Genomic DNA, 14694 nt, shown 5'->3' on the forward strand with positions numbered 1-14694 from the left:
TAAATCACTATGAAAAATATAAAAAATAGCATGTTATTGAAGTTGTATTTTTTGGCTTCGATTTCAATTTTCCTCTTCGCTTCCTGTTCAAATGATGATTCGGCAAGTTCATCTGGAAAACTCGAAGTAACAGGTATCAGCAGATCTGTTGTTGACGACCCTTTGGTTGAAGGAGACAGAAAAGTAGATGTTCCTACAGATGTTATTAATGCAGGAAACTACTATATCATTAGAGGATCTGGTTTTTCGACATTAAAATCAATTTCGTTCAACGGATTAGAGTCTTATTTTAATCCGGCATTCGTAACAGACAACGCAATTGTGGTTTTAGTAGATTCAAAAACGCCATACTATAATGAGATGGACGAAATGAAGATCGTAACCGGAAATGGCAGCTTGAGCTATAAAGTAGCGATTAGACCTCCAAGTCCTAATATTACGGGATTTCCTGTTAATCCAAATCCAGGAGATATCATTACCATTACAGGTGAATATTTCTTGCGTCCTGTAGTTAATTTTGGGGACATCCAAGTTGAGCCAATATCTTCTACATTGACAGAGATTCAGGTTAAAGTTCCTGAAGGAAGTTACTTGAAAAGTTTATCTGTAACAAATGTATCTGGAACAACAGTAGCTCCACAAGTAATAGGTTCTGAAATTTATGATGATGCTTTCACTAATATTTGGGGCTGGCAATCTCTTTGGGACGGAACTAATGAATTTGATGCGGCCTATGCTAAAGATGTTTATCAGGGAACTAAATGTATTCAATGGAAAGCTGGTGAATGGGATGGGTATGTAATTGGTATTAACAACTGGTCTTATCACGATACGGATAAATTTAAAGCAGTAAGATTTTGGGCTAAAGGTGAAAAGGCAGGAAAAGTGAAGTTTTTTGCTAATGGAGATGCTGAGAAAAACATTGTGGTTGTTGATGTTAGAACATCTTGGACTTATATTGAAGTGCCATATAGTTCACTTGGTAATCCAACTGAATTAACCCAAATTGGATATCAAGAATTTGGCGGTTTTGGAGGAAATGTAATCTATCTAGATGATATCGGTTTGGTATTGAAATAATTGGGTGGGATTCGAAAATAAATTTCGATTCTTAAACTGAGTTTGTTTAGTAAGATCCATAATTAAAAACTAAAAAAGAATTTATGAAAAATATATATAATAAAGTAAAACATATTGCTATATGCGCCTTTTTGGTTGTCGCAGCTTCTTCCTGCGATAACGAAATTGAAGATATTGGAGGAGCACAGCAAAATTATAATACGGCATACGGCTTGCTTCAGGCAAATAGTAATTTAACTACGTTTACAAAAGCGATAAAACTGGCTGGTTTAGAATCGACATTAGATACAGCTGATAATTACACTTATTTCGTGCCTAACAATACTGCTTTTGATGCATATTTGGTAGCTAATGGTTATGTAAATGATTTAGGATATCCAGATGTAAACTTAGTTCCTGTAGCAGATTTGAAACAGCTTGTTTTAAGTCACGTTATTAAAGGTGTTAAGAAAAGAGTGGCTAAATTGGAAGGGGTTCAAGCAGACTATCTGGAAACAGGAGATTATGCGACAATGGCAAATGCAGTAAATGCAGATTTATATTTGTTAAGTATTAATGTAACCAATAACACTTTAAAGGTAAACGGATCAGATAAAGAAGCGCCAGGATTGGATTATTACGGAACAAATGGTTTTGTCAATGTTTTAAGTAATGTGATTGAATTGACTCCTCCGGCTCCAGTAATTAGCAGCTTGTCGCAAGTTCTGGCTTCTCCAGGAGATGTTATAACTATTACAGGACAAAATTTTGTAAAAGTTAAAAGCGTTAAGTTCGGATCTACTGAAGCGACATTTACTACGGTTTCTAAAACAGAAATAAAAGCAACTGTTCCAGCTGATTTTGATTCGTATGCGCTTATTGTTATTGAAACGGAGTTTGGAGTGTCTGCTCCAAGCGGAATCGGACTTAAATATTTATTATACGAAGACTCATTGAAAGGATGGGGCTGGGGCTGGGGAGGAGACATAACCTGGGAAAGCACTGAAAAAGTTAGCAGAGGAACAAATGCAATCAAAAAAGTTGCTGAAGCTTGGAGCGGACTTTTCATGCACTCTGATCTTCTTCTAAAAGCATCAGATTACCAATTTGTTAAAATGTCTATTTTCCCAACAGAAAGCACTAAAATTATGGTTACCATAAATAGTGATACGGGCGATTCTGCCAAAGGTACGACGGTTACTTTAGTGCCAGGGCAATGGAATAATATTTCAATTCCTATTTCGGCTTTGCATCCTGAACTTTTAACTGATGGAAATTTTGATAGTGTGTTTATTCAGGAGTTTTCTGGAGGAACAATTACTCCGTCTAGTATTCTTTATATAGATGATATCGGATTTTTATAAAAAAAGAAATAATAGGTTATGAGTTAGTTTGAGGTATTCCCTAATTGAGAAATTAGGGAATATCTTTTTATATGTCTTTTTTAAATGAATAAAGAATGAAAAAAATAATTTTAGGGCTTATTCTGGGTATTTCGAGTTTTGCTTTTAGCCAAGGCAATACACATAAACAGCAAGGCGGTAAATTTGAAGGATTAGCAATGACACCGCCAATGGGCTGGAATTCTTGGAATACTTTTGGAACCAATATAAATGAGAAATTAGTGAAAGAAACTGCAGACATCATGGTTTCTTCGGGTTTGGCGGCTTCGGGTTATAATTATATTGTTTTAGATGATGGCTGGATGACGCACGAACGTGATGTAAACGGTGATTTGGTGCCCGATCCTGAAAAATTTCCAAACGGAATGAAAGCGCTTATTGATTATGTGCATAGTAAAGGTCTGAAATTTGGTTTGTACAATTGCGCAGGAACAAAAACCTGTGCAGGTTATCCAGGAACAAGAGGTTACGAATATCAAGATGCTAGATTTTATGCAAAACTCGGAATCGATTTTTTAAAATACGATTGGTGTAATACAGAAGGAATTACAGCAAAAGAAGCTTACACCACAATGAGCAATGCAATTAAAACAGCTGGAAGACCAATTGTTTTCAGCCTTTGTGAATGGGGAGACAATCAGCCGTGGGAATGGGGAAAACCAATTGGGAATCTTTGGAGAATATCGGGAGATATTTATCCATGTTTTGACTGCGAATTCAAACATCCAGAAAATTGGTCGTCTTGGGGATTCATGAAAATTGCCGATATGAGAAAAGATATTCGAAAATATTCAGGTCCAGATCATTGGAATGATTTTGATATGATGGAAGTTGGAAATGAAATGAACGATACAGAAGATAAAACGCATTTTACAATGTGGTGTATGCTTTCATCGCCTTTGTTTACAGGAAATGATTATCGAAAAATGTCTAAAGAAACTCTGGCTATTTTAACGAATAAAGAATTACTGGCTGTCAATCAAGATAAATTAGGGATTCAAGGCTTTAAATATGCTATATTAGATGGAGTAGAAGTATGGGTAAAACCACTTTCACATGGAGATTGGGCAGTTAGCTTTGTAAATAGAACAGAAACTTCAAAAAAGATCGCTTTCGATTGGAATAAAAATAGCTTTAAAGACGCAGATTTTGGTTATGAAGCTGATTTCGTAAAAACGACATTTAAAATAAAAGATCTTTGGAAAAATAAAGAAGTAGGAAATACGAAGAAGCCTTTTAGTGCAGAAATAGTTTCACATGATGTTGTTACTCTAAAACTAATTCCTTAAAACTAATGTAGTATGAAATCAAAGTTCTGTTATGCTGCTATTTTACTTTTGATGTTTATAAATATTTCAAAAGCACAATTTGTGAAAAAACATGGTCAATTAAGTGTTCTTGGAACTCAGCTTGTTGATAAAGATAATAATCAGGTTGTGCTTCGCGGATTAAGTTTTGGTTGGCATAGCATGTGGCCGAGATTTTATAATGAAAAAGCAGTGAGTTGGCTAAAAAAGGATTTTAATTGTAATGTGGTTCGTGCCGCAATGGGTGTCGAACTTGGAGATTTCTCCTATATCAATAATCCGCAATTTTCTAAAGAGAAGATAGAAGCTGTTGTAAATGGTGCTATAAAATCTGATATCTACGTAATTATAGACTGGCATAGTCATAATATAAATCTGAAAGAAGCTACAGCCTTTTTTTCAGAAATATCCAAAAAGTATGCTAAGTATCCTAATATTATATATGAGGTATTTAATGAACCAGATTATGAAACTTGGTGGGAGGTTAAAAATTACGCCGAAGAGATAATTCGAGTAATTCGTGAAAACGATCCTAATAACATTATTTTGGTCGGCTGTCCGCATTGGGACCAGGATATTGATCTTCCAGCCGAAGATCCGATAAGAGATTATACTAATATAATGTATACTATGCATTTTTATGCGGCAACTCATGGTAAAGAATTGAGAGATAGAACAGATATGGCCATTAAGAGAGGGTTGCCAGTTTTTATTTCAGAATCTGCTGGAATGGAAGCTTCCGGAGACGGACCTTTAAACTATAAAGCTTGGCAGGAATATATCGATTGGATGGAAGCTAGAAAATTAAGTTGGATCACATGGTCCGTGTCTGATAAAGATGAAACTTGCTCTATTTTGAAAAAATCTGCCAAATCGGATGGGAAATGGAAAGATGAGGATTTGAAAGAGTCAGGAATTAAAGTTCGCGAGTATTTAAGAAAATATAATATAGAAGAATAGATCATTCGAGTCGTCTATACAAAAGTCCGTTCATTTAAATGAATGGACTTTTTTTTGTTTTTCTATATCGTAAAAGTGCTTTTCGGGTCTTAAGTAAGAGGTGTTTTGTAAGGGTGTTATTTGTAAGAATTGTTTTTGTTTGAAAATGGCTGGTAAACTGTTGTTTTTTGAAAATATTCTAGGTTTTTATTTTTAGTTATTTTATGATCACCCCTAATTTTTTATGGGGTGTTTTGTTTTTTAGTTCTTTTTATGGTGTTTTGTATTTGTTTTTTGTAGTAAATTTTACTTATACCCATTGTAAAACTTGAAAATTTATAAAGAATGTGTTATTGAATTTTCAAAAACAATTATCTATAAATGTCAAATAACGATTATTGTCGACTTAATTTTTGTAATCCATAATTCTTTGTCTAAAACGTCAAAAAAGCAGTTTTGAATTATTCTACTCATACAAAAGTTAATAAATTCGCTAATGAAAATGATGATGATTTGAAGGCGCATGAAAGGTTTTAGAAATGACTTATACTATTAAATAGATATATAAAAGATTAACTAACCAGAATCAATTAATAACTAAAAACCAAATTAAAACATGAAAAAAGCATTTCACATTTTAGCCGCGATGTTAACAAGTTCTTTTGCCTTTGCCCAAGAAGAGGAAGCAGCCGCTCCAGCAACCACATGGGGAGGTTCTGCAGATGCGTACTATAAATATGATTTTTCAAAACAAATGAATGGATTAACGAGCTTTACCAACTCACAGAATTCATTCGAATTAGGAATGGCATCGATCGAAGCGGGCCATACTTTTGGAAAAGCTTCAGTTTTTGTAGACTTAGGTTTCGGAAAAAGAGCAGCAGAATTTTCATATAATGAGACACCAGATAAAGATGCAAGTGCAAAATTTATGATTAAACAATTATTTTTCACATACAATTTGACTGATGAATTTAAAGTAGTAGCAGGTAGTTTCGGAACTCATATCGGTTATGAAGTATTAGATGCAGTAGATAATAAAAACTACAGTATGTCTTATGCGTTTTCTTACGGACCATTTTTTAATACTGGGGTTAAAGCGCAATATACTTCTGGTAAATTTACAGCTATGTTAGGTTTAACCAACCCAACAGACTTTAAATCAGCTATGGATGCAGGTTCGTATCAAAAAACGTTCATTGGACAAGTAGGGTATATTGGAGATACAGGAAGCGCATATTTGAATTTTACAACAGGAAGTACTAACCCAATACCAGGAAGTTTAATTCCGGTTTCAGACGAAAACAAAACGCAGTTTGATTTAACAGCTTCTAAAACAATTTCAGATAGTTTCTCGCTTGGGTTAAATGCGACTTATGCTAAAACTACAAATGATTTTGATAGTAATTTAGACGGAGATTGGTTTTCTTTAGTAGGATATGCTACTTATTCGTTCAATCCAGCATTGCTTTTGGCTTACAGAATGGAATATTTTGATGCTAAAGATGCAGCACCAAGTTTAGGAACTTTAGCAGGATCAAATGTATTTGCTAATACTGTTTCTTTAAATTATAAAGTTGGAAAATTGACTATAATTCCTGAGCTAAGATACGATGCAGCGTCTGAAGATATTTTCTTAGATAAAGATGCATTACCAACAGGCGGAAGCTTCTACGCCTTAATTGCAACAACATACTCTTTCTAGAGATAAAGATTGATATTTTTTTTTTTTTTTGGAGCTGTCGAAACATACTCATGTTTTGGCAGCTTTTTTATTTGTTGTGGTTTCAAGTTTCAAGTTTAAGGTTTCAAGTTTGAGATTTTAGGTTTTAGGTATCTTTGCTCTTTATTTTTCTTTCTTTCTTTCTTTCTTTCTTTCTTTCTTCTTATCCCTCTTTACAGTATGTCTCTTCGTTATGATGAGTTATTATGAAAAAAAAGCGTTTCTGAATTAACAGAAACGCTTTTTTTATTTTTATGATGAGGTTTTACTGAACCTGTTTTTTGTAAATCGAATAAATAGTATCTATTGTTTTTCTGTCTAAAACCGATGTTGCATCAGTTTGTATATAATGCAATTTAAATGCCTGAATTGCTGCGGTTAGATTTTTGGTGTTGTAACCTATTATTCTTAATGCAGGTTCAATCTTAAAATCAAATGGAGCTGGTTCTAAGACTTCATCTGGCCAGATTCCAAATCCTTTTTCTGCTAAGGTTTTCCATGGAAATAAGGCGCTTGGATCTTGTTTTCTTCCTGGGGCAATATCCGCGTGACCTAAAAAGTTTTGTGTCGGAATATTGTAATCCTTTTTTAATTTGGTCAACAAAGCTACCAAACTGCTTATTTGAGCTTCTGTAAAAGGTTTAAAACCGTTATTGTCTAACTCAATGCCTATAGAGCAAGAGTTTAGATCTGTTGTTTTTCCCCATGTTGAATTTCCAGCATGCCAAGCTCTTAAATAATCATTCAGCATTTGCACTACTTTTCCGTTTTCAGAAATAATATAGTGTGCACTTACTTGAGTTTTGGTTTTGGTAAAAGTGTTAATGGTTTGCTGTAGCGAATCTTGAGCTGTATGGTGAATAATAACGAAGCTTGGTTTTCTTAAATTGAAATTTACAGTACCAATCCATTCTGTATTAATTCCGTTTTGTAAATAAGTAGAATTTGTCTTAGACAAAGTGTCTTTTACAATTCTCAGTTGCTGCGCATAAGAAGTGTCAATAACAACAGGTGAAACTGCTGGAATTGGTTTGGCTTCTTTACTTGTGATTTGGTTTTCCAAATTTTTTAGCTGTTGATCATAAGCCTTTTCAGTATTCTTGTACGGATTTGTAGAACAGGCGCTGACAATAACTGCTAAAATCAGATAACAAAAATGTTTTTTTGTCATAATTCGTTGTTTTATAGATTAATAACGATTATTCTGATATTTTCGTATCTGGGGTATCTTTTACTTCTTTTGAATCTTCTTTAGAATCTTTATCTTTTTTCTTTTTTGATTTGGTCTTTTTTACTTCTTTTAAAGTATTCATGAAGGTTTTGTACTTTTCAACTTGGTCTGGATTTAAAAAAGCAGTAATCTTTTTATCGGTACTTTCGCGTAAAGCTTTTATCTGTTCAATTTTTTGATCTTGATTGCTGCTTTCGTTTTTTAATAAAATACCTTGTTCACGTATACTATCTGCTAAAACATTTGTAATAGCAATCGCCTGTAATTCATCTAGATTTACTTGCGGTTTCATTTGTTCTACAATAATACCTGCAGTTTCTTCAGGAGGAGTTTCTTTAGGTTTGCTTTGAGAACCCTGCTGTGGTCCAGCCATCATGCTTCTATCCATACCCATTCCGCTACCTCTTCCGTAACCATTGCCATAACCGCCACCATAACCATTATTGTATCCTCCACCGTATTGAGCAGAAACAGTAAAAGTAAATAAGCCAAAAACTAAAATAAATAAAGTTTGAAAAGGTTTCATAAAAGTATTTTTATCTGTGATTAACAATTGTTCAGCGTAAATTTAAGCAGGTTCCCCGTATAAATCAAATTCTGTTGCTTCAATTATCTTGATATTAACAAATTCTCCTGTTTTTACATAATGTTTAGAAGCATCGATTAGAACTTCATTGTCAACATCTGGACTGTCAAATTCTGTACGTCCAACAAAATGAGCGCCTTCTTTTCTGTCAATGATGCATTTGTATACTTTACCTACTTTTTCTTGATTCAGATCCCAAGAAATTTGAGATTGCAGTTCCATAATTTCGTTAGCTCTTGCTTGTTTTACATCATCTGGAACATCATCTTCCAACAAATAAGCATGAGTATTTTCTTCATGAGAATAAGCAAAACATCCCATTCTGTCAAATTTCATTTCCTGAACAAAATCTTTCAAAATTTCAAAATCTTCCTGAGTTTCACCTGGGTAACCAACAATTAATGTAGTTCTAATTGCCATTCCAGGAACTGCTGCACGGAAATCCTTTAATAACTGAGTCGTTTTTGCTTGCGTTGTACCACGACGCATTGATTTCAAAATTGAATCTGAAATGTGCTGTAACGGAATATCAATGTAGTTACAGATTTTAGGTTCGCGCTTCATTACTTCCAAAACATCCATAGGGAAACCAGTAGGGAAGGCGTAATGTAAACGAATCCATTCAATTCCTTCTACTTTCACCAAAGCTTCCAATAATTCAGCAAGATTTCTCTTTTTATAAAGATCAAGACCATAATAAGTTAAGTCTTGAGCAATTAAGATTAATTCTTTAACTCCGTTTTTAGCTAATCCTTCTGCCTCTTTAACCAATTTTTCAATTGGCTGAGAAACGTGTGAACCTCTCATTAACGGAATTGCACAGAAACTGCAAGGTCTGTCGCATCCTTCTGCGATTTTTAAATAAGCATAATTTTTTGGAGTTGTCGTCAAACGTTCTCCAAGTAATTCATGTTTATAATCGGCTCCAAGAGCTTTTAGTAGTTGAGGTAATTCTGTAGTTCCAAAATATTGGTCAACATTCGGAATTTCTTTTTCTAAATCTGGTCTGTAACGTTCAGACAAACATCCTGTTACGAAAACTTTGTCAACAAGTCCTTTGTCTTTTTTATCTGCATATTCCAAAATCATATTTACTGATTCTGCTTTTGCATTATCAATAAATCCGCAAGTGTTAATTACAATAATGTTTCCTTCTTTTTCTGCAGGAGCTTCATGTTCAACTTCTTTTCCATTCGCACGTAGCTGTCCCATTAGGACTTCACTATCATAAACATTTTTTGAACACCCAAGAGTGATTACGTTAATTTTGTTCTTTTTTAAAGACTTGGTTCTCATACTTTTATAAATTGGAGTGCAAAATTACACTTTTTTTATTCAAACAACGATAGTTTGCCGTTTGTTTTAGCTGTTTTTTATGAAGTTGGACCTTCTTGTTGCTAGTATTTCTTGATTTGAATTTAAAATAAAGGGCTTTTGAAAGGATAAAAAAAATCCGTCAGATAAAATTCTGACGGATTTTTCAATCATCTATTTTGATTTTTAATTACAATTCAAATAATAAAGTCATAGTGACATTGTTTAATTTAGAGGTAATGTTAGCTCCGTCAGTGAATCCTCTTGTAAAGAAACCTTGATTTGAATCTCTTTCTAAATAAGAGTAAGCTAAGTCTAATTTTGTAGATCCAAAGTTATAACCTAAACCAGCAGAATAACTGTTTAGCTCTCCAACTGTAATTCCGTTTTTATAAGGGCTTCCTTCATAACGGTATCCACCTCTTAAGCTTAATTGTTTTATTTTGTATTCAGCGCCAATACGAAGTTCGCCAGTACTCGCTAGACTATTGTCTATCTCATTGTTAATGCCGCCAAAGCCTGCACTGCTGGGTTTGAATTTCGTGTTTCCGTAATTTCTTATGCCATAATCAATGCTTAATAAACCAGATTTCCCAAATATGTATGCGGCACTAAAAGTCCATCTGTCAGGTGTTTGTAAAGTATAAGATTCGTATACGTTTACAACATTAGGGGCTACATTGGCATTGACAATCGGCCCGCCTGCAGCTTGTCTTGTAGTGTATAAACTTTGTGAAAGCTCGTCGTACAATTCATACCAAGTGTTAGATTCGTATGCTACACCAAGTCTAAAATTGTCAGTTACTTTTCCTATTGCTCCAAGTTGGAAAGAAAAGCCATTTCCATAAGTATATAAATCATTATTGAATCTTATACTTGATATTGTTTCGTTTGGTGTAAGCACGCCATTATTGGTTTCATAAAAACTTGTTGATCTTCTATAGTCTGTGATATGAACATTTAAATTTGCTCCTAAATATAGTCGATCTTTATAAGAGGTTGCGATATTGAAGCTTAATTTACTATTATATCCTCGTGAGTAAATGTCGTTAGTTTGGTAATAGTTGGTGTTGTTGCCTTTTGGAACGTTTGTTGAATAAGGGCTGTTAGGATTATTTACATCATCAATGTTTATAATATATCCCTGATATCCTAACAAGGCTTGTTGTGCAGAAAACCCACTTAGATTAGGATATTGGCCATTTGGAAAATTAGACCCTAAATAATGATATAAATCAGAAACTGTTTCGTTGTCTTGTGTGTTAACAAATTCATGAGGAACAGGCGCGCCTCCATTACTGTAATTTGCATAATCGAGGAAATAAGCGTCAACCGAATGAGTGGAGTTGTTTCCTGCAGAAAAAACTTCGTTATTGAAATTATTTGTGTTTTCGTAAGTTGCGCCAATTGCAATTTTACTCCAGCCAACTCTTGGATCGTGGTTTTTAAAAACAAAAACACCTCCTGCTTGGTTTAGGATAAAAGAGTTTTCTTTATCTGATGTTTGAGTTCCGTTGTAATTGGAATTGTTTTTAATGTTCTGATTGCTAAAGGAAACTCCAACTTGATTACTGTTGAAAATTGCAGATCCAGCAGGGTTAACGCTTAAAGCAGAGATGTCTCCTCCAACCGCTCCAAAAGCACCACTCATGGCTCTAAAACGTGCAGTTCCAGTGAGGTTTTCTTGGGAATAACGTAGAGCATCTGAAACTTCTTGTGAATATGACGCGCTGATAGTTAGTCCTGTTATAAATAGGAAAAGTATTTTTTTCATTTTGATGAGTTTTAGTTCGAATTAAGTGTGCTGAGAAAAAAATTATCTTCTTCCTCCGCCGCCACCGCCGCCAGATCTCATTCCTCCACCGCCGCCACCGCCGTTGTACGATCTTGAGCCGCCACCTCCGCCATTACTAGGAGAGTAGCTTCTTGAAGAGCCACTATTACTAGGAGTGTAGCTTCTTGATGAACCACCGTTGTTGCTAGGTGTGTAGGTTCTGTTTGTTGTGGTATTTCCGTTGTTGTAAGATCTTCTGTTGCTATAGTCGTAATTAGAACCGTTGTTGTAATTTCCTCTATTGGTGAAAGTAGGGCTAGTAGTTCCTCTGTTTAAAGTAGAGGTTCTTCTAAAGTCAGTATAGCTGTTAGATCTATTTGTGGTATAATTTCTATTTGTTGTGTAGTTTCCTCTATTGGTAGTATAGTCACCTCTATTAGTGGTGTAGTTTCGATTGGTTGTATATCCTCTATTGGTGCTATAATTTCTGTTGTAAGCATAGTTTCTGTCTCCATAATAAGCTGCAGAGCCTCTTCTTCCATAATTGTAAGAGTAGTTATATCCGTAGCCATAGTATGGATAGCCTGGATAACCCCATCCTGGGTAGCCCCATCCTGGATATCCCCATCCGTAATAAGGGTAGCCCCATCCGTAGTAGCCATAGCCATAATAAGGATAACCCCATCCAAATCCAAATGACCATGTTGGGGTAGTATAGAAGTTTACAGAAACATCAGAACTGCTGCTTCCCCATGCAGGATAAGCTACAGATGCTGTTTGGGTGCTGTCTGAGTAATTAGTATAATTGTCAACGTCAGTGAAAATTTCAGTTGGTTGATTGTCATCTTGCAGTGATCTGAAATATTCCTTGTATTGATTGTTTGTTCCATTTGCTACATATTTAACAGATGAACCACCATAAACTCCATCGTTATCATAATAAGAGGAATTTTGGTAAGAACCACACGATGCTAGCAATAAACTCAATAATCCAATTAAGTAAAAATGATTAGAGTTTTGGCGGAGTGAAAGGTAAGTTTTCATATCTGTGGTGTTTTTTATTGTTGCACATTACAAAATTAGTTAGTTTTGTCAAACTATTTAGTTAAAATTGTTTAAAACAAAATTTGTGCCAAAAAATATAATATGAGTAAGAACCTTACTACAAGATCAGAAGATTATTCGAAATGGTATAACGAACTGGTTGTAAAAGCAGATCTAGCTGAAAATTCAGGAGTTAGAGGATGTATGGTAATAAAACCATACGGATATGCTATTTGGGAAAAAATGCAGGCTGAGTTAGATCGTATGTTCAAAGAAACTGGACATCAAAATGCTTATTTTCCTTTGTTTGTGCCGAAAAGCATGTTTGAGGCTGAAGAGAAAAATGCTGAGGGATTTGCAAAAGAATGTGCGGTTGTAACGCATTATAGATTAAAAAATGACGAGGAAAGACCTGGAAAATTAATGGTTGATCCAAATGCAAGATTAGAGGAGGAGCTTATTGTTCGTCCAACAAGTGAAGCTATTATTTGGTCTACATATAAAGGATGGGTGCAATCTTATAGAGATTTACCTTTGTTAATTAATCAATGGGCTAATGTGGTTCGATGGGAAATGCGTACGCGTTTGTTCTTGAGAACTGCAGAGTTTTTATGGCAAGAAGGGCATACGGCTCATGCTACAAAAGCAGAAGCAATTGAGGAATCAGAAAAAATGATGAACGTTTATGCTGATTTTGCTGAAAGTTTTATGGCAATTCCAGTTGTCAAAGGTTTTAAAACAGAAACAGAACGTTTTGCTGGAGCAGATGAGACTTATTGTATTGAAGCGTTAATGCAAGACGGAAAAGCATTGCAGGCTGGTACATCTCACTTCTTAGGGCAGAACTTTGCAAAAGCATTTGATGTTAAATTTGCAAACGCTGAAGGGAAACAAGAACATGTTTGGGGAACTTCTTGGGGTGTATCTACTCGTTTGATGGGAGCGTTGATTATGACGCATTCTGATGATCAAGGATTGGTATTGCCTCCAAATTTGGCTCCGATTCAAGTGGTTATTGTTCCTATATATAAGACTGATGAACAATTGGCTCAAATCACTGAAGCGGTTAAGGATTTGACGGCTAAACTGAGAAAATTGAAAATCACTGTTAAGTTTGATGATAGAACAACGCAAAAACCAGGGTTTAAATTTGCGGAATGGGAATTAAAAGGAGTTCCTGTTCGAATTGCAGTTGGTCCGAAAGATTTGGAAAACGGAACTTTTGAGGTTGCAAGACGTGATAATTTGACAAAAGAAGTAGTTTCTAGCGAAAAAATCGTTGAACATGTAAACGATCTTTTAGAGCAGATTCAAACCGACTTATTTACAAGAGCATTAGAGTATCGAAATAGGCATATTACGGAAGTAAATAATTTTGAGGAATTTAAAGAAGTTTTAGAAGGAAAAGGAGGCTTTTTATCTGCTCATTGGGATGGAACTGCAGAGACAGAAGAAAAGATAAAAGAATTGACAAAAGCGACGATTCGATGCATTCCTTTGGACGCTATTGAAGAGGCGGGAACCTGCGTATTTACTGGGAAACCATCCTCTAAAAGAGTGCTTTTTGCTAAGGCATATTAAAAAATTATATATTTTTTTGCATTAGGTATTGCGCAACTAAAAAATAGATGTATCTTTGCATCCGCAATACAGAAGCGCGGTCCGTTCGTCTATCGGTTAGGACGCCAGGTTTTCATCCTGGTAAGGGGGGTTCGATTCCCCCACGGACTACAAGTTATATTACATATTGAAAAGTTTCCAACTTAGGAGAATATTGGTCCGTTCGTCTAGGGGTTAGGACGCCAGGTTTTCATCCTGGTAACAGGGGTTCGATTCCCCTACGGACTACAAATTAGTTGTAAATAAGTTTTGTAAAACAAAAATTGGTGTCTCGGTTTTTGTTTTATTAGTTAAAACCAAAGTGATTGTTATACGATTGTGGGAGGTTTTTCTTTTTTAACTAGTATTTATAATAATTATTACATCTAAAATTAAAAGAAAATGGCAAATCATAAGTCAGCATTAAAAAGAATCAGAAGTAACGAAAAAAGAAGAGTTCTTAACAGATATCAGCACAAAACTACTCGTAACGCTATTAAAGCATTAAGATTAGCTACTGATAAATCTGATGCTGCTGCTAAATTATCTACTGTAATCTCTATGATTGATAAATTAGCTAAAAAGAACATCATTCATGATAATAAAGCTTCTAACTTGAAGTCTAAATTAACAAAACACGTTGCTAAATTGTAATTAAAACAATTTGCTAAAAATATAAAAAGTCCTCTTTTAGAGGGCTTTTTTTGTTTTAACA

General features: G+C 34.7%; 12 protein-coding genes and 2 tRNA genes. 9 read left to right on the forward strand and 5 right to left on the reverse strand.

All coding sequences use genetic code 11. From position 1 onward, the window contains the following. Window positions 1-9 precede the first annotated feature (9 nt). The 5 genes from AC5ZCW_RS06935 to AC5ZCW_RS06955 all read left to right on the forward strand — a co-directional run bounded on the left by AC5ZCW_RS06935 (window position 10) and on the right by AC5ZCW_RS06955 (window position 6413). Window positions 10-1080, forward strand: a complete 1071-nt coding sequence (locus AC5ZCW_RS06935; protein WP_343541298.1) for an IPT/TIG domain-containing protein — start codon at window positions 10-12, stop codon at window positions 1078-1080. Between the two features lie 83 nt (window positions 1081-1163). Continuing rightward, window positions 1164-2423: a fasciclin domain-containing protein gene (locus AC5ZCW_RS06940; RefSeq protein ID WP_343541299.1), complete on the forward strand. Its 1260-nt coding sequence runs from the start codon at window positions 1164-1166 to the stop codon at window positions 2421-2423. 95 nt (window positions 2424-2518) lie between these two features. Continuing rightward, entirely contained in the window at window positions 2519-3751 is a 1233-nt protein-coding gene (locus AC5ZCW_RS06945) for a glycoside hydrolase family 27 protein (protein WP_496118735.1), read from the forward strand. Window positions 3752-3763: 12 nt separating this feature from the next. Beyond that, window positions 3764-4729, forward strand: a complete 966-nt coding sequence (locus AC5ZCW_RS06950; RefSeq protein ID WP_343541301.1) for a glycoside hydrolase family 5 protein — start codon at window positions 3764-3766, stop codon at window positions 4727-4729. A 595-nt stretch (window positions 4730-5324) separates the two neighbouring features. Beyond that, a complete protein-coding gene (locus AC5ZCW_RS06955; RefSeq protein WP_343541302.1) occupies window positions 5325-6413 on the forward strand; it encodes an outer membrane beta-barrel protein in 1089 nt (362 codons plus the stop codon). A gap of 283 nt (window positions 6414-6696) precedes the next feature. On the opposite strand, the gene AC5ZCW_RS06960 is transcribed toward AC5ZCW_RS06955, so the two are convergent. The 5 genes from AC5ZCW_RS06960 to AC5ZCW_RS06980 form a co-directional block, all read right to left on the reverse strand. Then, entirely contained in the window at window positions 6697-7602 is a 906-nt protein-coding gene (locus AC5ZCW_RS06960) for an N-acetylmuramoyl-L-alanine amidase (protein WP_177212440.1), read from the reverse strand. 28 nt (window positions 7603-7630) lie between these two features. Next, the gene (locus AC5ZCW_RS06965) at window positions 7631-8188 is read right to left on the reverse strand and encodes a hypothetical protein (protein ID WP_343541303.1); all 558 of its coding nucleotides are present in this window, start codon (window positions 8186-8188) and stop codon (window positions 7631-7633) included. A 42-nt stretch (window positions 8189-8230) separates the two neighbouring features. Then, window positions 8231-9544: a 30S ribosomal protein S12 methylthiotransferase RimO gene (rimO, locus tag AC5ZCW_RS06970; RefSeq protein ID WP_111378318.1), complete on the reverse strand. Its 1314-nt coding sequence runs from the start codon at window positions 9542-9544 to the stop codon at window positions 8231-8233. Window positions 9545-9752: 208 nt separating this feature from the next. Next, entirely contained in the window at window positions 9753-11336 is a 1584-nt protein-coding gene (locus tag AC5ZCW_RS06975; protein ID WP_496118739.1) for an OmpP1/FadL family transporter, read from the reverse strand. Window positions 11337-11378: 42 nt separating this feature from the next. After that, a complete protein-coding gene (locus AC5ZCW_RS06980; protein ID WP_496118741.1) occupies window positions 11379-12380 on the reverse strand; it encodes a hypothetical protein in 1002 nt (333 codons plus the stop codon). A gap of 102 nt (window positions 12381-12482) precedes the next feature. Between AC5ZCW_RS06980 and proS the strand changes: the two genes are divergently transcribed. The 4 genes from proS (at window position 12483) to rpsT (ending at window position 14633) form a co-directional block, all read left to right on the forward strand. Then, window positions 12483-13961, forward strand: coding sequence for a proline--tRNA ligase (gene proS, locus AC5ZCW_RS06985; RefSeq protein WP_496118743.1), 1479 nt, complete (start codon window positions 12483-12485; stop codon window positions 13959-13961). Window positions 13962-14039: 78 nt separating this feature from the next. Continuing rightward, window positions 14040-14111: transfer RNA gene (locus AC5ZCW_RS06990), tRNA-Glu, on the forward strand. Window positions 14112-14156: 45 nt separating this feature from the next. Then, a tRNA-Glu gene (locus tag AC5ZCW_RS06995) sits at window positions 14157-14228 on the forward strand. 153 nt (window positions 14229-14381) lie between these two features. Further along, window positions 14382-14633, forward strand: coding sequence for a 30S ribosomal protein S20 (gene rpsT, locus AC5ZCW_RS07000; RefSeq protein ID WP_012026903.1), 252 nt, complete (start codon window positions 14382-14384; stop codon window positions 14631-14633). Window positions 14634-14694 lie beyond the last annotated feature (61 nt).

This window comes from Flavobacterium sp. PLA-DH12 (assembly GCF_059511845.1).